Raw genomic sequence first — 18,973 nt, 5'->3', positions numbered from 1 at the left:
AATCCCGAGTCATTTTTTTGAGACGTTTATGTCTTTATCGCATGTGCTACTGACCAGCCTGATTGAAAAACCCAGTACCGGAATAGAACTGGCGCGGCGCTTTGACCGCTCAATGGGATTCTTCTGGAATGCGACCCACCAGCAAATCTATCGAGAGCTAAATGCCATGTCAAAACAGGGCTGGATTTCAACACTCGAAGAAGAAGATGCACATTCACGTAAAAAAACCTATCAGGTTGAACTGCCCGGTCGTGAAGAATTGGCTCACTGGATGATACAGCAAAGTCCACCGGCACAGTTGCGCGAAGAATTGATGGTACGCTTACGTGCCGAAGCGCAGCTTGGTGGCAACAACACATTAGCGGAACTGGAACGGCATTTAGTCCTGCACAAAGAAAAACTCAACACCTATCAGCAAATTTTTGCCAAAGACTTTGCCCAAGCTGATGAAAATGATCGCACCCTGTATATTCATAAAATGATTTTACAACTCGGCATTGATCAAGAACTTGGCTGGATTCACTGGCTGGAAACCGTTATTCCGCGACTCAAACAGTTTAAATAAACGATCGGGATAAAAATAAGGAGAATATTCATGCCCTTTTATCGCATGCCAGACGGCGAACAGCTGTTTGTACGTGAATACGGTCAGGGTCAACCGGTTTTAGTGTTGTCTGGTCTGGGCATGTTGAGCTGGCAATGGGCGGCCTTTTTATATCCGCATAAAAACAGGTTTCGTTTTATTATTCCAGAATGGCGTGGTTTCGGTGCATCCAAAGACTGTAAAATTCCAGCAAATCTGGATGCAATTAACTGTCATTGGCAGGATGTGCGCTCAGTGGTAGATCAGCTCAAGTTCGATCGAGTCATAGTCATTGCCTACTCTATGGGGGCAACCACACTTATGCATGGTCTGCACTCTGATCATTTCGCTAAACGGATCACGGCTTATTTGCATATTGATCAGACACCCAAAATACCGGTAGATGATACTTGGGCTTTTGGTCTGTTTGGACCAAAACATGACGAATTTAGGGAGATTTTGCAGCAACTGTCTGTTCTCCTCGCTGCACATCCGCAAATTCAATTTATTCGCGATCTAGATCAAACAGTACGCCAACAGATTGGCGCATTATGGCTGCGCTTTATCCAGCTGCAAAACAGTCATCCCTATAGTCTTAAAGCATTTGAGTTTTTACTGCATCAACCTCGCTTTCAAAGTTTATTACTGCCATCCAGCCGTGTGGACTACATGGCCTGGTATATCAACAATTATCTGTATCATCGAGAAGATTACAGTGAAGTATTAACCAAACTTCAATGTCCGGTGACTTTCTTTAGCGGCGCGCAATCCCGGCTCTATCCTTTTGAAGGACAGCGTCTGATTGCAGAAAGCCTGCCTCAAGCCAAACAGGTGATTTTTAAAAAATCCGGTCATACGCCCTTGCTGACTGAACCGCTAAAATTTTCCAGAGAACTCGGTGTCTTCTTGAAAGAGAATTCACAATCGAGTACTTCGGCAGTTTAAATATTCAGGAGAAAAATAATGAAAAAACTGGTGGTCTTTTCAGGTGCGGGTATGAGCGCAGAAAGTGGCATCAATACCTTCCGTGACAGCGATGGTCTTTGGGAACAGTATCGGATTGAAGATGTCGCCACTCCGCAGGCCTGGGCCAGAGATCCGCAACTGGTACAGCGCTTTTACAATGCACGCCGAAAAAATATTCTGGAGGCAGAGCCAAATACTGCACATCTCCAGATTGCGCAACTGCAACAAGATTATGATGTGCATGTCATTACCCAGAATATCGATGATCTGCATGAACGTGCCGGCAGCAGCAAAGTGATTCATCTTCATGGCAATATCCGACTGGCTAAAACCTCAGGTCCAGATGCACAAAGTACGACCGAATTCTATCCGGTTGAAGAAACTGAATTAGATTTAAACAAGCACTTTTGCACAGCAGGTTATCCACTGCGTCCACACGTGGTCTGGTTTGGCGAAGCCGTTCCTGCCTATGCAGAAGCCCAAAATTGTGTACAAGATGCCGATATTTTTGTGGTGATTGGCACCAGTCTGCAAGTTTATCCAGTGGCGGGATTGATTCATGACATTCCGGCATCTTGCCAGGCCTATTATATTGACCCCAAAGCAGACCAACAACAATTGCCGGTACAATTTCACAAGATCACCCAAACGGCCACTCACGGTATGCAACAGTTGATCCAGCTCCTAGAAAAATAATTTCATCACAAGACATATGCTGTGTCATGTTCAATGATGATTATTCAGGTATTTAGAAAACGTAGCGACACTTAATCATATTGGTTACAGCCTAAATACATCTAACTCTTACTGTCTATAGCATACACCTCGTGATTTTCTAAAGTGAAATAACCGTATCTAAGGCGCCACACTTAAACCAAATTTCTTCAAATTTGGATATTCATATGGGGGCATCTTCAGCTGGATAACGTAATGACTCGAGCCCATAAATTTGTGCAATATTCCATAAAATACTTTCACCCGCAGGTAGAGTTTGTGGCTGAATTTTATAAATTGAATCCTGATAAGCGCTATCACTATCAACAAATTTCCAGCCCTGTTGCTTAAACGAGTCAATAATGTCTTCTAGCCAAGCCGCATTAATGGCTCTTACATGAAGTAAAAGCACATGCTTGGGGGAACGTCCTAATGTTTGTTGTGCTAAATTATCGTAATACTGTGCTCGATCAAGCAAATGAAACAGATAGGCTTGTTTTAATTTATTCAGGTTTTCTTGATCTTGTGCTTGCTGATACTGCAAAAACAGTTGATTGTAATACCAATCACTCGCATCGATGCTAACAGTTCCCGATTGATAATGATGGGTTACCAGCCATTGTCGTACTCCTTCCCTTTTTTCTAGCGTATTTCCCTCTTTAAGAAATGGAAATCGGTAACGTGGTACAAATCCGGGTAATGTAGAAAATATTTGATGTCCTTGCTCTATGTCTTTTAAATAATTTTTCAAGCTAATGTCATCTTTATTTAGGTTAAGATGTAAATTTCCATGATTGCCTATTCGATGCCCCTGTTTCCCCCACTCTGAAATCATCTGCAACCCTTTTTCTGTGCTAATTTTACTGACGCTTGGATAGACAATAGCCAAAATTCGCTTTTGTTTTAGGGTATTTAGAATGTCATTATTGATATGACAAGCATCTGGGTTATTGGCTGGGTCTAGTCCATCATCGAAACTGAGGGCGATCTGTTGAGCAAAAGCCACATGAGAAACACAGAGACATAGGCTTAAGACAATTTTTTTAATCATAAATGAGTGCTAGAGCTTAGAAAATAAATACCTTTTAACCTAGCATAATTATTCAAACTGATTGAACTTTACATCGACGGCTAATACGAAATTTATTTATTATCTAAGCTTATATATTGAATGGCAATTTTTTTAATGAATCACCACTTAGCTGTGGTGTAATGAGATTCCAGACATTATAAATGAGCGCCTATGTATCACATTATCGAGTGTGTTGGCTTTTAAATTTTAGTAACTTCAATATTTTTTTAAGTGACAGAACGTAACAATCAATTTTTAATCAGCAGATTGTTGCATAAATGGAATTTTGGAATGCTGACTGATCTTGATGATTTTTACTGCTTTGCACAGGTGGTGGAACATGGCGGCTTTAGCGCAGCTGAACGTGCAACAGACATCCCTAAATCCAAGCTTAGCCGTCGTGTCCATAACTTGGAAGAACGTCTAGGTGTCCGCCTGATTCAACGCAGCTCGCGTCATTTTGCGGTTACCGATATTGGCATGAACGTTTACCGCCATGCACAGGTCATGTTAAATGCAGCACAGGCAGCACATGATCTGGTCGATCATCTTAGTACCGAACCGCGTGGAACCATTAAAGTCAGTTTACCAGTGTCTATTGCCCAGAATGAACTGGCAAAAATTCTGCCAGATTTTTTGAAAAAATATCCTGAAATTAAAGTTCAGATGATGATCACCAATCGCCGGGTCGATATTATCAATGAAGGCTTTGATCTTGCCTTACGTGTTCGTTCCAGCCTGGATGATGACCCAAATCTGGTGATTCGCCAGTTTGAAAAAATTGAGCAGCACTTATTCGCAAGTCAAGGTTACTTAAATGAATTTGGTGAACTGAAAACCCCTGAGCAACTGGCTGAGCATAAAATCCTGAGTATGGCTGAAGACCATACCGAACAGTTTCTGACCTTACAAAATGAACAGCAGGAACAGAAAAAAATCCGTGTCAGTCCAACGGTCATGGGGTCTGATTTAAATATGCTGGCACAACTGGCCGCGTCAGGCTCAGGCATCACTTTGTTACCAGATAACGTGGTCGAGCAGTACGTGGCAAGTGGTGAACTGGTTCGAGTGCTTCCTGACTGGAAAGCACCGCATGGTATTTTCCATGTGGTTTATCCTTCCCGTCGCGGCTTATTGCCCGCAGTCCGGGTCTTTATTGATTATCTGGTTGCTGAATTAAATCAGCGCTAAGTAATACGCTTTTGAGAAAAATGGACAAAAAAATAGCTCATTCTTGGGGAAAAATGAGCTAGAGAAACTTTCACTACAGCATAGTAAGCGAAAAAAAGGGAACCTATGTATCTGATTCTTAGTTTAATCAGATATAAAATCCTAAACCACTGTTTAATGTAGTGTTTTGTATTTTTTCGTCAACAAGCACAAGTGAGTTGTAATTTATGTAAGTGGATTAGCTTAATAAAGATCATTCAATCAATATTTTAAATCTCCGGATACTCACCTGTGCCTTCAGGCCAAGGAGACAAGACTTCAAATCCGGTTTCGGTGACATAGACCATATGTTCCCATTGGGCAGACCAGGATTTATCCGTGGTGACCACCGTCCAGCCATCTTTTAGCTCTTTGACGCGGGCTTTGCCCATATTCACCATTGGCTCAATAGTAAACACCATGCCCGGAACCAGTTTAATGCCCTGACCCGGCTGACCATAATGCAGAATGTTTGGCTGTTCGTGATAGACCTTGCCGATGCCATGACCGCAATATTCACGCACAATGGAATAGCCTTCACGTTGTGCGACCGTTTGAATCGCATAACCAATATCACCCAGGGTCGCGCCCGGCTTCACCGCATGAATCCCGGCCACCATGGCTTCATAAGTGGTATTGACCAGTCGCTTGGCTTCTGGAGATGGTGTTCCAACATAGTACATCCGGCTGGTATCACCAAAATAACCATCTTTAATAATGGCAACATCAATATTGATAATATCGCCATCCTGCAGAACAACTTTTGATGATGGAATGCCGTGACAAACCACTTCATTCGGTGAAATACAGGTGGTTTTGGTATAGCCATAATAGCCAATATTGGCTGGCGTCACTTTTAATGTATTGACAATAAAATCATGACAGAGATCATCCAGATATTCAGTCGTGACACCTGACTTGACATGCCCCCCGATCATCGCTAAAACCTCTGCAGCCAAACGCCCAGATATCCGCAATTTTTCAACATCTTGCTCAGTTTTAAGACTAATCGCTGGAGCGCGCATATACCTATCCTCACTATGAATCCCTGAATTATAGTCCCTTTTTTGCGAAATATGTCGCAGTTGTTGAGTTTCAGCACAGCAATTTTCCTTGAAATAGGAATTTTCACTGCTGCTTATTTGCACAAACAATAACTGACATATTTTGATACCAAGTGCAGATATTTTTTGAGCTTATAAGGAAAAATATATTTTTCAGCGAATTATCAAACATATATTTCTACCAAGATTTGAATGACCGGTTATGTGATCCGCAAACTCACTAGAATCAAGGCTTCCAGCCTTAAAATAAACTCCAAAAAATTGGACATATACACTAAAATCGCTTTCTTTTGTTCTATTGATCTCCCTTTATGACAAGTCTGCGTACCCGGGATATTGTCGCCCTAGGTTTTATGACCTTTGCACTATTTATTGGTGCGGGCAACATTATCTTCCCACCGATTGTGGCTCAACAAGCCGGTGAACACGTATGGCTCGCTGCTTTAGGCTTCCTTATTACAGCAGTCGGCTTACCCGTGATTACCATTATTGCGTTGTCTCGCGTTGAAGGCTCCATTCAGGCACTAAGCTCGCCTCTTGGCAAAGCAGCCAGCATTTTACTGACTGTAATCTGTTACTTAGCTGTTGGCCCTTTATTTGCGACACCACGTACCGCAACCGTTTCTTATGAAATCGGTTTTTCATCTTACTTTGGCAATGAATCTGGCAGCCTGCTCATTTACAGCATTATCTATTTTGCTGTGGTGACCATCGTGTCTTTATATCCAAACAAGATTCTGGATACCGTCGGCTATTTCCTGTCGCCACTTAAAATTATTTCTTTGATCATTTTGGGTGTAGCAGCCGTGATGATTCCTGCCAGCAATCCGCCTGCAGCGATCGATAATTACGTTACCAGTCCAGTGACTGAAGGCTTCGTAAATGGTTATTTAACCATGGATACTTTGGGCGCTTTAGTTTTCGGTATTGTGATTGTTAAAGCCATTACTTCACGTGGTGTAACCGATAAAAAACTGATTACCAAATATGCAGTGAATGCCGGCATTATTTCTGGTATTGGTTTAACTCTAGTGTATTTAAGTCTGTTTAAACTTGGACTGGGTAGCCATGAGATTGCACCGAATGCAGCCAATGGTGCCATTATCCTGCATGCCTATGTACAACATGCCTTTGGTGATATGGGTGCTTATTTCCTGTCTGGCATGATTTTTATTGCCTGTATGGTGACTGCGATTGGCCTGACCTGCGCCTGTGCCGAATATTTCTCCAGTTTGACTAAAATCCCATACAAGATTTTTGTATTTATTCTGGTCGGTTTCTCACTGCTTATTTCAAATCTGGGTTTAACCAAACTGATTGCCGTTTCGGTGCCCGTATTGAGCGCGATTTATCCACCTGCAATTAGTGTGATTTTATTGAGCTTCTGCGCTAGCTTCTTCAAAAAACTGTCCCATGTGATTGCACCAGTGACGCTAGTGGCCTTTATCTTCGGTATTTTTGATGGAATAAAAGTTGCTGGTTTTGAATTGCCTGCCGTACTACAAAATTTGCCGCTCTCAGAACAGAATCTGGCCTGGTTTATTCCATCCATGATTGTATTGCTGATTGCAGCTGTGATTGATCGTATTAGAAACTAATCTTTCTAGGCTGTCTGATAAAGATCGTATTTTTACCCAAAATCCGGTTTTAGCGTGATCAATAATTGTCAGGTTTTACCCAAACGGACTTTTATTGTTTCTTACAGACAATATCAAATCATCGCTGTGTGTCTATTTACTCGTGCTTTTTCCAGAAAGTGTGATTCATAATTAGGCTCGAATGATCCTATTTTTAATACAAATATAAATAATTTTTTGAATTTTAGCTTTTAGATACATGTTGTTGCTGACTTAAACCATCTTGCCCCCTGACTTATACACAGTCTTACATTCTATTGATTAACACTACATATCTTTGGCGTAGAATTTGCATTTTCTATCTGCTCACATCAAACAATTGCTAGCTATTGTTTTCATGACGATATGGAGGTGTAATCTGAATATATAATGCTTTACTAATCAATTGATTATGTATTTTTACGACTAAAGAAGGCCATTTTGACCCTGAAAGTGCAGCCCGATGGTTGCAAAGGCTGATATTAAACAGTACAACTGTATGTTCAATTCTGACTAACTTAATCTGCTTTAGTCTTCAATAACATAAATAAATGGGAGGGATGGAGATGTTATCATTACATTTCAACAAGCAAGTCTTCATTGACGCTCTTAAAGCCAACGACACCAATCTGGTGACATTTATATGCACCACTTTTGCACTTATGCTGACTTTAACCGTCCATTGCTTAATTCAAGGTAATTTAAAACTTGAATACTTTGGTTATGCGCTGATCGTCTCAGCTGCTTTCTTCCTATGGGCTGCCATAGACCAGAAATACCGATAATCAAATTTTAAATTAGCCCAGATGGATGATGTGGCCAGTCATCCATCTGGTAAAAAAACCAAAATATTACTTTTAAGAATAATTAAAATAGCCCACCAAATGCGCCATAGAGTAAAATCCCCGTTCCTCCAAGTTCTGCAATAATTAATCCCAGCATTGCCAAGCTCATCAGACTGCCAGGTAGATGAAACCGACCCAGTTGATGCGGTTGCTTAAACTGATTGGTGGTATCTTGCAGGAAACCATGCAGCATATAAGCTGCAATCGAAAAACTAAAAAATACGATATTCACCAGTACGCAGATCAAATTCATGGCACTGGATAAATCGGAATAATATGCCAGAACTGCCAGAATTAGCGTCGCTGGTGCATATAGCAGACTGCTACGATGGGCAATATCGACATAATAATGTGCGCGTGACTGTGGTGATTGACGGATCTGCCAATACTTCCAGACCCCGGTAAACATCCCAATCCACAAGAATATTCCACTAAAAATAATGGCGATTTTAACGGCCAGTGCAAGTTCCATTGATAGCATAAGCTCATTCCATATCTATTATTTTACTGACTTTTAAGTCATGCTTTGCGCAAGCATCCCTTCAAAAACTGTATAAAGTTAAAGCTTCATCAGGAAGCTAAAATCATAGTGTATCGTATGTCTGAATTTGAAACATTGACTCTACAGTGCCAGGATGGCTATCACTTAAGTGCACGCTTTTATGCGGCTTCTTCAGAATCTGAAAAACGTCCGGTATTGGTCTGTCCTGCCACAGGTATTACCCAACAGTTTTATCATCATTTCTGCATCTGGTTGCAAGCTCAGGGCTATGCGGTACTGGTCTTTGACTTTCGGGGAATTGGTGAGTCACTCGCAGGCCCTTTAAAACAGTCCAAAGCCAGCATTGTGCAATGGGGTCAACTGGATATTCCCGCCGCGATTGATGCTTTATTAGCACGTACTCATGCAGAAAAAGTGATTTTGCTGGGGCATAGTGCTGGTGGTCAGCTTCTGGGGATCGTACCGAATTATGACAAAGTTGCAAAAGTGGTGGCTGTTGCTGGCTCAACCGGACATGTCAAAGGACTTAAAGGTAAAACCAAACTGCTGGCGCCGGTCATGTTCAATCTCATTTTCCCACTGGCCCGTATGAGCAAAGGATATGCTCCGACTCAAGCCATTGGCATGGGCGAAAATCTGCCTAAAGATGTGGCGCGTGAATGGGCACAGTTCTGTAGCAAACCGGGCTATGTCATGAATGCAATGGGTAAAACCCTATTACCACGCTCAGATTTTCATGCTCAAATCACCTGCCCGATTATTTCGATCTGGTCATCGGATGATGAAATTGCAACAGAAGCAAATGTAAAAGATTTACTGCGTTTATACCCCAATGCAGACACTCAGATGATTGAGCTTCAACCTAAAAGATATGCGCATAAAGCCATTGGCCATATGCTGATGTTTAAAAAATCACATCAAAACTTATGGCCGGTGATTGAACAACAATTGACGGTTTAAATCAGATTTAGATGGTTATTTTCAGGCTGCTGTGTTCTAATACACGCAGTTTGAGATGAGCCTCTTACAGTATATGGGCTTGACCTATATACGACTAGCCCCTAACCATGGGGCTTTTTATTGCATGTATGATTTTAAAAACGTATTAACATTTAGCCGAAAAATGCAATGATGCTTTGGATCACCACAGCATTCACAATATCAATAAAAAATGCACCACACAGCGGTACAATTAAAAAAGCTTTATGTGATGGACCATAGCTATTGGTCACCGCCTGAATATTGGCAATCGCTGTCGGTGTTGCCCCCATACCAAAACCACAATGCCCTGCCACTAATACTGCTGCATCGTAATTTTTGCCCATGATTCTAAAGGTCACAATTGCGGTAAATAAAATCAATACCGCTGTCTGCGCCAATAAAATGGTAATGAGCGGACCTGCCAAATCGGCCAGTAACCAGAGTTGCAGTGATAGTAAAGCCATAGATAAATACAGGGATAAAGACGCATTGCCAAATACATCGATTGCACGGTCGAAGATATCGACTTTCAGCACATGCTCCAAGACATTACGCACAATCACACCTGTGCCTAAAGCCCATACAAAAGTGGGCAATTCAAACCATCTTCCCTGGCTGAAGTCTGTCATCTGATTGGCGACAAAAATACACAGGGCAAACATCCCCAAAGTCGACACGGCATTACTGGATGTAATCAATCGGGTTTTCTTTGGATACTCAAAGGGTGCGGTGTTAATGTGCGATTCGAGCTGTTGTTCATTGGTCTCTTGTGCTACTGTTTCAGCCAGTTGGTTGCGTTTAATCAGGAACTTGGCAACTGGACCGCCTACAAGTCCACCAATAATCAAGCCAAATGTGGCACTTGCCATACCGAGAACAACTGCTCCCTGGATTCCATATTGAGTCTCCAGAACCTCGCCCCAGGCACCGGCGGTACCATGACCACCCGTTAAGGTGACAGAACCAACAATCAACCCGATCAATGGGTCAAGTCCAAGCACTGTGGCTAAACTCATACCAACCGCATTTTGCACGACTACAAATAAAATGACACAGACCAGAAAGATCAGGAGCGATTTTCCGCCTTCTTTCAGTTTCAAAAAGTCTGCACTTAAGCCAACAGAAGTAAAGAACATCAGCATCAGGATGGTTTGAATCTGTGCGTCAAATGTGGCACTGATATTAAACAATTTATAGAAAATAAAGGCCGTAATCGCTGCGACTAAACCACCGATTACAGGTTCAGGTAAGTTATAGTTCCTAAAGAAGCTAATTTTACTAACAAGATACCGCCCAATAAAAAGAAAAAAAACAGCAATTACTAGAGTGCCAAAGGCATCTATTTCATAAGTCATAACATTCCCTATTGGCTTTATTTTCATACAGTTTTGGGAAAGAGAGATGAAAAATCAATCACAGAAATGTAATGCAAGTTATTGTTTCTAATAATTGTTTAATTTATAGCCTGAATAGACGCAATTAACGTGATGGAATATCATAAACCCAGTTGCGCGCTTGCTGATCTGTGGTGCTTTCACAGACGTAATAATCATGATTCCAAGCATCTGGATGTAAAATTTCTTTCTTCACATAAGTGACTTTCTTTGAGTTTTCGACACACTCAAAGCTATCACCTTGGTCTTTGACTTGAGTTCCATTAAGGAAACCACCAATACAGAGGAATCGGGATTGTTTAGGCATGTTTTAGGTCAACTTGCTAAATCATTTTTCAATGTGGGGATTAAACGATTTATTGGATAAAGTGTAAAGCATTACCAATAAAAGTTTTTCAATATTGGACATACTCAAAAATTTAATTCTGAAGTTGTGAAAAGATACAGAATTTCATGCTGCAAAATTTAAATTAGATGTCAACTCCCACCCTTTCTGTGTCAATTCAAATATTTCCCCCTTATTACCAATATCACGTATTAATTTTTTATTTATTAATGACTCTAAGGCCTCATCATATTTAAAAAATTCTCTATTATTTTCCATACCTAATTTTTGAGTTCTAATTTTAATTTCTTATTTTCATAAAAAAAATAAGGGCTGAAAAATCAGCCCTTATTTTATACCGCTTATTACTTAATTAACAAAGCAAATCATAGATTTGCTCTTGCGCTAGGGAAAAGCCTTTCGGCTTTTCTTAATCCTAGCTCATTAAGTCAATTGAGCAGCAGCAATTTTCTTCGTATCAACATTCGCAGCAGCGTTAGTATATTCGCTCATCTTGTCGAAGCTTAAGTATTGATAGATGTCAGCTGACATACTGTCAATTTGAGCTGCATATTGTTGGTATTCTTCTGGAGTTGGTAATTTACCCAATACAGCAGCAACAGATGCAAGTTCAGCAGAAGCCAAGTAAACGTTAGCCCCCTGACCTAAACGGTTCGGGAAGTTACGTGTAGACGTCGATACACAAGTTGTGTTCGGAGCTACACGTGCCTGGTTACCCATACATAATGAACAACCTGGCATTTCAGTACGCGCGCCAGCTTTACCATAAATATTATAGAAACCTTCTTCCATCAACTGATGTTCGTCCATACGCGTTGGCGGAGCAATCCACAAACGAGTTGACAATGCACCACCTGGAACTTTCTCTAACAATTTACCAGTCGCACGGAAGTGACCAATGTTTGTCATACAAGAACCAACGAATACTTCGTCAATTTTCACGCCTTGAACGTCAGAAAGAAGTTTTGCATCATCTGGATCGTTCGGGCAGCAAAGAACAGGTTCTTTAATGTCAGCTAGATCGATTTCATACACTTTCGTGTATTCAGCATCCGCATCCGCTTTAAGCAGTGATGGATTCGCTAACCATTTTTCCATGTTCTCAACACGACGAGCCATTGTACGCGCATCGCCATAACCTTCAGAAATCATCCACTTAAGCATAGTGATGTTTGAACGAAGGTATTCAGCAACTTTCTCTTCAGAAAGCGTGATCGAACAACCAGCAGCTGAACGTTCAGCAGAAGCATCAGACAATTCGAATGCTTGCTCAACAGTCAGGTCAGTTTCCATTTCTGTCAAATCGATCTCAAGGATACGACCAGAGAAGATGTTTTTCTTACCTTTCTTCTCTACAGTTAAGTCACCCGCTTGAATTGCGTAGTAAGGAATTGCATGTACCAGGTCACGTAGTGTGATACCAGGCTGCATTTTACCTTTGAACTTCACAAGTACAGATTCAGGCATATCAAGTGGCATAACACCAGTTGCTGCAGCAAAAGCTACTAGACCAGAACCCGCCGGGAACGAAATACCGATTGGGAAACGAGTATGCGAGTCACCACCAGTACCCACAGTATCCGGAAGAAGCATACGGTTTAACCAAGAGTGGATAATACCGTCACCTGGACGTAAAGACACACCACCACGGTTCATGATGAAATCAGGAAGCGAGTGTTGCATTTGAACGTCAACTGGCTTTGGATACGCAGCGGTATGACAGAAAGATTGCATAACAAGGTCAGCAGAGAAACCTAGGCAAGCCAAGTCTTTCAATTCGTCACGCGTCATTGGACCTGTTGTATCTTGCGAACCAACTGTGGTCATCTTAGGTTCACAGTAAGTACCTGGAAGTACACCTTGACCTTCAGGAAGACCACAAGCGCGACCAACCATTTTCTGTGCTTGAGTGAAGCCTTTGCCAGTTGCAGCAGGTTGAACCGGAGTACGGAACAATGTAGATACTGGAAGACCTAAAGCTTCACGAGCCTTAGTGGTCAAACCACGACCAACGATCAGGTTAATACGACCGCCCGCACGAACTTCGTCTAGAAGTACAGGTGTTTTAAGATCAGCTTCAGCAATTACAGCACCGTCTTTAGATGCAGAAACTTTCGCAGCAGCGTGATCGATTTTAAGAACGATTTCATCGCCCATGTTCATGTTGCCAACATCGATCTCGATCGGTAATGCACCCGCATCTTCCATCGTGTTGAAGAAAATTGGCGCAATTTTAGAACCTAGGCAGTAACCACCGTCTTTTTTGTTCGGGATATGAGCAATGTCATCACCAAAGAACCAAAGCACAGAGTTGGTTGCAGATTTACGAGATGAACCTGTACCAACAACGTCACCTACGTAAGCAACTTGGTTGCCTTTCGCGATCAATTCTTTGATTTGGTTTAATGGACCAACTTCACCAGGAACTTCCGGGTTGATTCCGTCACGTACGTTTTTCAACATTGCATTTGCGTGCAATGGAATGTCCGGGCGGCTCCAAGCATCTTGTGCAGGTGACAAGTCATCAGTGTTGGTTTCGCCAGTGACTTTGAAAACTGTCAGTTTGATTTCTTCAGGAACGTCTGGACGTGAAGTAAACCATTCAGCATCAGCCCAAGACTGCATAACAGCTTGTGCATTTGCATTACCCGCTTTTGCTTTATCAGCGACATCGTGGAATGCATCAAATACAAGAAGCGTTTTCTTAAGCGCTTCAGCAGCAAGCTCAGAAAGTTCAGCGTTGTCTAAAAGTTCAACTAAAGGCGCTACGTTATAACCACCAAGCATAGTACCTAGCAAGTAAACCGCACGTTCTTTAGAAATAAGTGGAGAGGTTGCTTCGCCTTTTGCCAATGCAGCCAAGAACGCAGCTTTTACATATGCAGCTTGGTCAACACCTGCTGGTACACGGTTTTCAAGCAAATCTACCAAGTATGCTTCTTCACCAGCTGGCGGGTTAACTAGTAGTTCAACTAATGCAGCGGTTTGGGCATCGTCAAGTGGCTTCGGTGGGACTCCGAGTGCGGCACGTTCTTCAACGTGTTGGCGGTAAGCTTCTAGCACAGTGTTATTCCTCTTTTTTAAAAAATTACTTATGAATTCCTGCTTATTCCAAGCTTCACAAATAATATGGACTCCGAAATTTTACTAAATTTCCAGTTAAAAGTTAATGCAACTCAAGTGTTTCTTTGTGATGCTCGTTATTTTATAACTAAATGATGCTCTTAATGATTATTCAATAATCACTTTTAGATCAGATCTCAAGAAACAAGCCTATGAGCAGGCCCTTTTAACTGAATTTAATGCATAAAAAAGGCAACCATGATGTTGCCTGATTTGAAGTTAAAAAGATACTCCACCTTAGTGTACAGTGGTCGAGTTTAAATATTGCTGATATGAATCCCGGCAGCCTTTGAATTTCACCACGCATTCATCTTCACACATCGTGCTGTGATTATTGCTGGCAAAGGAAATATCCACCTGATACAGCTTTTTTTCTTGTTCTAGCACCTTCTTTAAAAATACTTTGTCGCCTACGCTCAGGACATAGCGACTACCAGCAATAATGACTACACCATGTTCATCTTCTAAGAGCAGATCAGAATGATGTAAATATCTGACGACTTGCATATTGTGTTACTCCTCGGGTAATTGGAGTTAAATTCATTATTCAATATAAAGATAAGTATTTCTATATTTTAGATTTAGAAATTGTCACAAAGTGTACATTTTGCTTAGGCTATTTTATTATTCAGTCTTTTGAAGATGCGTATGTTTAAATACATTTAATGGGAAATATGGGTTGGATAATTTTATCCAGATATAAAAAAACCGTTCCTTAGAACGGTTTGTAATCTGGTAATTCATCATGCGGTGTCGCAATACACTTTGCAGTAAATTCAGCACGGACTTTTTCACGTGCTGCTTTTACATCACCCTTAATCTCTTCGGCTGGAATTGCATAGACTTCATCAATAATATTCAGGATAAAACCTTTAGTGGTTTCGTCGTCGATCTTGTTGGCATGCTCGATTGCTTTTTCTTTCTCAATCGCATTCTGACGATCCAGCATAATGGTACGCGCCGCATTACCGACGCTTCGACAATAACCTTGCCACTGCTCTTCAGGGGTTAAGGGTTTCTTCTCGGCACAACCGGCCAGCGCCAGCATAAACGATAAAGCCAATAACTTTTTCATGAATTTCTCCTTCCGAGGGGCAATATAAAAGATCGGGGAAGATTTGTCATTTCAAAATGCGAGTTGTATGGAATTAAAAAAGCCCACTCATGGGCTTTTGTTTTTTAAATGATTAACCGCATGAAGCCTGAAGAATTTTTTTGCTGGCAGGATCTACAGTTACTGTCACACGCTCTTCACGATAATCCATGGTGACTGCTTGGCCCGGCTCGACCATACGTACAATCTGCGCCTGGGTTTTCTGTTTGATTTGCGCTTCAGTCAGGTTGGACTGACCAACCAATGTCATCGCCTGATCGGCAATACATTTAGGCTGGTTCATATGCAGCAACTCCCACTCTTCTACCACCTGTCCATTCTTTAAATGACAATATCCAACCTGGCCATTACTTTCATTACGTATTTCAAGCTTGCCACCCTGATTGACACAATAAGTGCTCGCCGGATTTGGCATACCTATTTTGGGCGCTTCCGTTTCTGATTGTGGTGTAGTGGTACAGGCGCTTAAAGCAACCGCCAGCAAACCGAACAGCATTGTTTTTTTCATGAGCGTGTATTCTTCTTCAATAATTCTGCACTAATTTAGCATATTTCCATACCTTTTCTAGGCACAAGTCTGTGTACATTGTTAATCAAACACCTTCAATAAAGTTTAAGAATAAAAGTATTGCTAAATTCAGTATTGCTATCTTGCCAACTATTTGATTGCTGAAGCTAGAGATGCGTGGAATCTGTTTAAATTGAGACGAATACTAATTTAGCGTTCTCAATTAAGTGATTCTTCATTCCATTATCAACACAATGTCATTACATAAAGTTTAAATAACTGCATTTTTAGATTTGTGATCTTTGCCAGATTGATTTACTATTTGATTGAATTTTAAACTTTCTACTGGCATGACAGACGATCTCCAACTCTCCCTCAAGGAATATCTTGCGACAGTTCAGGAAGTGGTCAAACTCACTTTCGATACGCCGGTATGGGTCAAAGCTGAGATTCGTAACCTTAGTATCAAAGCAGGTCATTATTATCTGGAACTGGCAGAAAAAGAGGCTGATAGCGATCAGGTCATTGCCAGTTGCCGAGCCACCATCTGGAAATTTAGCGCCCAGAAAATTGTCACTCAATTTGAACGTGAAAGCGGGATTGAATTAAGTCGTGATCTCAAAGTTCTGATTAAAGTCAAAGCCAATTTTGATCCACAATATGGTTTTTCTTTAAATATCGTTGAGATTGACTCGGGTTATACCTTGGGTGATATTGCCCGGCGTTATCAGCAGATTATTGACAGGCTAAGCACTGAAGGGCTGACTCAGCGTAATAAAAACCTGCCCAGTCCTTTTGATTTGAACCGGATTCTGGTGATTGCTCCCGAAAACGCAGCAGGTCTCGGAGATTTCAGAAAAGATGCCGATGCACTACATCGTGCGCAAGTTTGCGAGTTTATCTATCACACTGCGACTTTTCAGGGAAATTCTGCCCCGCAAAGCATTATGCAGAGTCTGGCACAAGCACTGAAACAATGGGCGCAAACCTATGACACTGCGCCAGATTTGATCGTCATTATTCGGGGTGGCGGAGCAGTCAATGATCTGGCTTATTTAAATGATTATGATCTGGCTGCCCTGCTCTGTAAACGCTCGGTTCCGATTTGGGTGGGCATCGGACATGAAAAAGACCGCACCATTCTGGATGAGATTGCGCATCGCTCCTTTGATACTCCGAGTAAAGTCATCGCCGGAATTCGCAATCATATAGTCGAACTCACACAAGATGTCTTGAATTATTTACAGCGGATTCAGCGTTTATCTCAACAGCAAATTCAGGCCTACCAAAATCAGAATGATCAATTCTTAAAACTCATTCAAAGTCTGGCCAACAGCCAGATTATGGATGCCCTGCAACGTCTGCAACAGATCAAGGCCAATACCTCCAGTCTGGCTCAGCAACATACCCAACTAATCAATCAGCAGCTAGATGCCCTGATGCGGGAAACGCTATTGCAAAACCCACGACATGTTTTATCGAAAGGTTATGCCATCGTACGTCAGCAAGAACATGTGGTGGGTTCTATCAACCAGATTCAGCCCAGCGATCCGGTTCAGGTAGAACTGCAGGATGGCATTTTTTCAGCACAACTTATACAGGTACTTCCCCATGACTCATGATACTTTAAGCTTCCAGCAAGGCTATGACATCTTGAAAAAGAATGCGGAATTGCTCGAATCTCAGCAAGAACCGGACATTGATAATCTGATGAAAATCGTGGAAGAATCCATGAGTGCCTATAAAGCCTGCAAGGCACGTGTTGAAGCGGTGCAAAGTGCGCTAAATGACACATTTAAAGATTAGTGATTGAATGACTCTAGTTGAGTAGCTTAGGCTATTTAAGCATCTTTATATCATAAAAAACCCTCAAAAAATGAGGGCTTTTTTCAATTTAATTTACGCTATGAATATCCAGTTCCTCATTACTTGCCAATACGACAGAGGCTAAAATTGGCACCCCCAGAATAAAGGGTACAGCGAAGATCCATAAAACCACAGTCACTTCTGGATCAAAGAAAAATTGAATCGAAAGCGCAGTCAAAATAAGTACAGCGAATAGAATCATTGCAAAACGGATTATAAATTTAGTCGCCATGCGAACATACTCTGATGAGTGAAATTGTACTTTCAATATACACCTAATTTTATTAAGGCTTTATTGATTTTCAATTTATTATGATCTGATTTGATTGATTTTTTATATTTTAGCGCTGATTTATTGCTTCATTCATTTTTCTTAAGGATGTAACAGAAACATAATTTCAGCCATATTTCACAACTTTTTTGCAGCCCATTGCGCTTAAATTCTGATATTCATTGCTTCTACAGGTGTATACCCAAAGCACTGTACTTCATGACAAAGAAAATCACGAACATAAAAAGCCCAATATTGAATTGGACTTTTTTCTTTACTCTTCAACTTCTATGGGATTACCATCTTCAGGGTGAATATGCCGCGTGCCATCATCTGCAGGATCAACACTTGAACCATCTTTGGTAATCGTGTTGTACAGCTCATCCTCTTTCTTATCATCGATAAACTCTTCATCTTCGAAATCTTGAGGCTCATTGTCATCATCGAAGTTTAACGGCTTTTCTTCATCTATCATGGCGATCCATCACTTTTATAACCCAGAAAATATCATGCTCAAACATTTGATCGTTTCATTCAAGGGTCAAGCATGATCATTTGTGTAACCGGATCTATATTGCGGTGTTCAAGCCAGATACATATCAATAAATAATAGCGTTCTTTGATAAGTCATTTTTTAATCATTATAAATAAAATACCCTCATCCTCTTGCGAAGCAGTGCTTCTCATCCCAGAAGGATGAGGGTATTTTCAGCATCTATTTAAATATGAATAAATTGATCATTTCTTGATCAATTAAAGATATCTAATGAAATCTAGCAATCATTTAAAAATATTTATC

Annotated in this window: 19 protein-coding genes and 1 pseudogene; 9 read left to right on the top strand and 11 right to left on the bottom strand. The window is 41.2% G+C overall.

The window, feature by feature from the left end:
- Positions 1 to 28 precede the first annotated feature (28 nt).
- The 3 genes from FTU95_RS11110 to FTU95_RS11100 are packed head-to-tail and all read left to right on the top strand — an operon-like array spanning position 29 to position 2,245.
- Positions 29 to 565, top strand: a complete 537-nt coding sequence (locus FTU95_RS11110) for a PadR family transcriptional regulator (protein WP_100329579.1) — start codon at positions 29 to 31, stop codon at positions 563 to 565.
- A 30-nt stretch (positions 566 to 595) separates the two neighbouring features.
- On the top strand, positions 596 to 1,528 hold the full coding sequence (locus tag FTU95_RS11105; RefSeq protein ID WP_180078549.1) for an alpha/beta fold hydrolase: 933 nt from the start codon (positions 596 to 598) through the stop codon (positions 1,526 to 1,528).
- Positions 1,529 to 1,546: 18 nt separating this feature from the next.
- On the top strand, positions 1,547 to 2,245 hold the full coding sequence (locus tag FTU95_RS11100; RefSeq protein WP_180078547.1) for an NAD-dependent deacylase: 699 nt from the start codon (positions 1,547 to 1,549) through the stop codon (positions 2,243 to 2,245).
- Positions 2,246 to 2,404: 159 nt separating this feature from the next.
- Here FTU95_RS11100 and FTU95_RS11095 read toward each other — a convergent pair.
- Positions 2,405 to 3,314: pseudogene (locus FTU95_RS11095) on the bottom strand (polysaccharide deacetylase family protein).
- A gap of 312 nt (positions 3,315 to 3,626) precedes the next feature.
- Here FTU95_RS11095 and FTU95_RS11090 point away from each other — a divergent pair.
- Positions 3,627 to 4,526, top strand: a complete 900-nt coding sequence (locus tag FTU95_RS11090) for a LysR family transcriptional regulator (protein ID WP_180078545.1) — start codon at positions 3,627 to 3,629, stop codon at positions 4,524 to 4,526.
- Between the two features lie 248 nt (positions 4,527 to 4,774).
- Here FTU95_RS11090 and map read toward each other — a convergent pair whose 3' ends face one another.
- A complete protein-coding gene (gene map, locus FTU95_RS11085) occupies positions 4,775 to 5,569 on the bottom strand; it encodes a type I methionyl aminopeptidase (protein WP_180078543.1) in 795 nt (264 codons plus the stop codon).
- 350 nt (positions 5,570 to 5,919) lie between these two features.
- On the opposite strand from map, the gene brnQ reads away from it, so the two are divergent.
- Positions 5,920 to 7,206 carry a branched-chain amino acid transport system II carrier protein gene (brnQ, locus tag FTU95_RS11080; protein WP_180078541.1) on the top strand — a complete coding sequence of 429 codons (1,287 nt, stop codon included), beginning with the start codon at positions 5,920 to 5,922 and terminating at the stop codon, positions 7,204 to 7,206.
- A 584-nt stretch (positions 7,207 to 7,790) separates the two neighbouring features.
- Entirely contained in the window at positions 7,791 to 8,009 is a 219-nt protein-coding gene (locus FTU95_RS11075; RefSeq protein ID WP_005097112.1) for a hypothetical protein, read from the top strand.
- 82 nt (positions 8,010 to 8,091) lie between these two features.
- Here FTU95_RS11075 and FTU95_RS11070 read toward each other — a convergent pair whose 3' ends face one another.
- Positions 8,092 to 8,550, bottom strand: coding sequence for a hypothetical protein (locus tag FTU95_RS11070; protein ID WP_005097113.1), 459 nt, complete (start codon positions 8,548 to 8,550; stop codon positions 8,092 to 8,094).
- A gap of 117 nt (positions 8,551 to 8,667) precedes the next feature.
- Between FTU95_RS11070 and FTU95_RS11065 the strand changes: the two genes are divergently transcribed.
- The gene (locus tag FTU95_RS11065) at positions 8,668 to 9,531 is read left to right on the top strand and encodes an alpha/beta fold hydrolase (RefSeq protein WP_100355333.1); all 864 of its coding nucleotides are present in this window, start codon (positions 8,668 to 8,670) and stop codon (positions 9,529 to 9,531) included.
- A gap of 152 nt (positions 9,532 to 9,683) precedes the next feature.
- Here the strand turns inward: FTU95_RS11065 and gltS are convergent, their stop codons facing one another.
- The 6 genes from gltS to FTU95_RS11035 all read right to left on the bottom strand — a co-directional run bounded on the left by gltS (position 9,684) and on the right by FTU95_RS11035 (position 16,037).
- Complete coding sequence (gene gltS / locus FTU95_RS11060) at positions 9,684 to 10,907, bottom strand: sodium/glutamate symporter (RefSeq protein WP_159138304.1); 1,224 nt, start codon at positions 10,905 to 10,907, stop codon at positions 9,684 to 9,686.
- Positions 10,908 to 11,031: 124 nt separating this feature from the next.
- Positions 11,032 to 11,253 (bottom strand): hypothetical protein, encoded by a 222-nt coding sequence (locus FTU95_RS11055; RefSeq protein ID WP_159138305.1) that lies wholly within the window; start codon positions 11,251 to 11,253, stop codon positions 11,032 to 11,034.
- A gap of 462 nt (positions 11,254 to 11,715) precedes the next feature.
- Entirely contained in the window at positions 11,716 to 14,355 is a 2,640-nt protein-coding gene (locus FTU95_RS11050; RefSeq protein WP_074383209.1) for a bifunctional aconitate hydratase 2/2-methylisocitrate dehydratase, read from the bottom strand.
- Between the two features lie 297 nt (positions 14,356 to 14,652).
- A complete protein-coding gene (locus FTU95_RS11045) occupies positions 14,653 to 14,922 on the bottom strand; it encodes a hypothetical protein (RefSeq protein WP_005097192.1) in 270 nt (89 codons plus the stop codon).
- 208 nt (positions 14,923 to 15,130) lie between these two features.
- The gene (locus FTU95_RS11040) at positions 15,131 to 15,490 is read right to left on the bottom strand and encodes a hypothetical protein (protein WP_004278748.1); all 360 of its coding nucleotides are present in this window, start codon (positions 15,488 to 15,490) and stop codon (positions 15,131 to 15,133) included.
- A 112-nt stretch (positions 15,491 to 15,602) separates the two neighbouring features.
- Entirely contained in the window at positions 15,603 to 16,037 is a 435-nt protein-coding gene (locus FTU95_RS11035) for an I78 family peptidase inhibitor (protein WP_005170565.1), read from the bottom strand.
- Positions 16,038 to 16,387: 350 nt separating this feature from the next.
- On the opposite strand from FTU95_RS11035, the gene xseA reads away from it, so the two are divergent.
- On the top strand, positions 16,388 to 17,659 hold the full coding sequence (gene xseA, locus FTU95_RS11030) for an exodeoxyribonuclease VII large subunit (protein WP_180078538.1): 1,272 nt from the start codon (positions 16,388 to 16,390) through the stop codon (positions 17,657 to 17,659).
- Complete coding sequence (gene xseB, locus FTU95_RS11025) at positions 17,649 to 17,843, top strand: exodeoxyribonuclease VII small subunit (protein WP_005170556.1); 195 nt, start codon at positions 17,649 to 17,651, stop codon at positions 17,841 to 17,843. The genes xseA and xseB overlap by 11 nt, the downstream gene beginning before the upstream one ends.
- An 88-nt stretch (positions 17,844 to 17,931) precedes the next feature.
- Here the strand turns inward: xseB and FTU95_RS11020 are convergent, their stop codons facing one another.
- A complete protein-coding gene (locus FTU95_RS11020; protein WP_005097198.1) occupies positions 17,932 to 18,135 on the bottom strand; it encodes a hypothetical protein in 204 nt (67 codons plus the stop codon).
- Positions 18,136 to 18,448: 313 nt separating this feature from the next.
- Positions 18,449 to 18,649: a hypothetical protein gene (locus tag FTU95_RS11015; RefSeq protein ID WP_180078536.1), complete on the bottom strand. Its 201-nt coding sequence runs from the start codon at positions 18,647 to 18,649 to the stop codon at positions 18,449 to 18,451.
- Positions 18,650 to 18,973: the final 324 nt, after the last annotated feature.

This window comes from Acinetobacter sp. YH12208 (genome assembly GCF_013418055.1).
Taxonomy (GTDB): Bacteria; Pseudomonadota; Gammaproteobacteria; order Pseudomonadales; family Moraxellaceae; genus Acinetobacter; species Acinetobacter pseudolwoffii.
The sequence above is the reverse complement of the archived record's forward strand: the minus strand, read 5'-3'. Positions and strand labels throughout refer to the sequence as shown.

What these genes read in the sequence shown, in the direction of transcription:
- FTU95_RS11035 (WP_005170565.1), bottom strand. Translation starts at nt 16,037, where the DNA reads ATGAAAAAAACAATGCTGTTCGGTTTGCTGGCGGTTGCTTTAAGCGCC.
- FTU95_RS11055 (WP_159138305.1), bottom strand. Translation starts at nt 11,253, where the DNA reads ATGCCTAAACAATCCCGATTCCTCTGTATTGGTGGTTTCCTTAATGGA.
- FTU95_RS11070 (WP_005097113.1), bottom strand. Translation starts at nt 8,550, where the DNA reads ATGCTATCAATGGAACTTGCACTGGCCGTTAAAATCGCCATTATTTTT.
- FTU95_RS11020 (WP_005097198.1), bottom strand. Translation starts at nt 18,135, where the DNA reads ATGGCGACTAAATTTATAATCCGTTTTGCAATGATTCTATTCGCTGTA.
- xseB (WP_005170556.1), top strand. Translation starts at nt 17,649, where the DNA reads ATGACTCATGATACTTTAAGCTTCCAGCAAGGCTATGACATCTTGAAA.
- FTU95_RS11105 (WP_180078549.1), top strand. Translation starts at nt 596, where the DNA reads ATGCCCTTTTATCGCATGCCAGACGGCGAACAGCTGTTTGTACGTGAA.
- FTU95_RS11075 (WP_005097112.1), top strand. Translation starts at nt 7,791, where the DNA reads ATGTTATCATTACATTTCAACAAGCAAGTCTTCATTGACGCTCTTAAA.
- FTU95_RS11110 (WP_100329579.1), top strand. Translation starts at nt 29, where the DNA reads ATGTCTTTATCGCATGTGCTACTGACCAGCCTGATTGAAAAACCCAGT.
- FTU95_RS11015 (WP_180078536.1), bottom strand. Translation starts at nt 18,649, where the DNA reads ATGATAGATGAAGAAAAGCCGTTAAACTTCGATGATGACAATGAGCCT.
- map (WP_180078543.1), bottom strand. Translation starts at nt 5,569, where the DNA reads ATGCGCGCTCCAGCGATTAGTCTTAAAACTGAGCAAGATGTTGAAAAA.
- FTU95_RS11065 (WP_100355333.1), top strand. Translation starts at nt 8,668, where the DNA reads ATGTCTGAATTTGAAACATTGACTCTACAGTGCCAGGATGGCTATCAC.
- brnQ (WP_180078541.1), top strand. Translation starts at nt 5,920, where the DNA reads ATGACAAGTCTGCGTACCCGGGATATTGTCGCCCTAGGTTTTATGACC.
- FTU95_RS11040 (WP_004278748.1), bottom strand. Translation starts at nt 15,490, where the DNA reads ATGAAAAAGTTATTGGCTTTATCGTTTATGCTGGCGCTGGCCGGTTGT.
- FTU95_RS11100 (WP_180078547.1), top strand. Translation starts at nt 1,547, where the DNA reads ATGAAAAAACTGGTGGTCTTTTCAGGTGCGGGTATGAGCGCAGAAAGT.
- xseA (WP_180078538.1), top strand. Translation starts at nt 16,388, where the DNA reads ATGACAGACGATCTCCAACTCTCCCTCAAGGAATATCTTGCGACAGTT.
- FTU95_RS11045 (WP_005097192.1), bottom strand. Translation starts at nt 14,922, where the DNA reads ATGCAAGTCGTCAGATATTTACATCATTCTGATCTGCTCTTAGAAGAT.
- gltS (WP_159138304.1), bottom strand. Translation starts at nt 10,907, where the DNA reads ATGACTTATGAAATAGATGCCTTTGGCACTCTAGTAATTGCTGTTTTT.
- FTU95_RS11090 (WP_180078545.1), top strand. Translation starts at nt 3,627, where the DNA reads ATGCTGACTGATCTTGATGATTTTTACTGCTTTGCACAGGTGGTGGAA.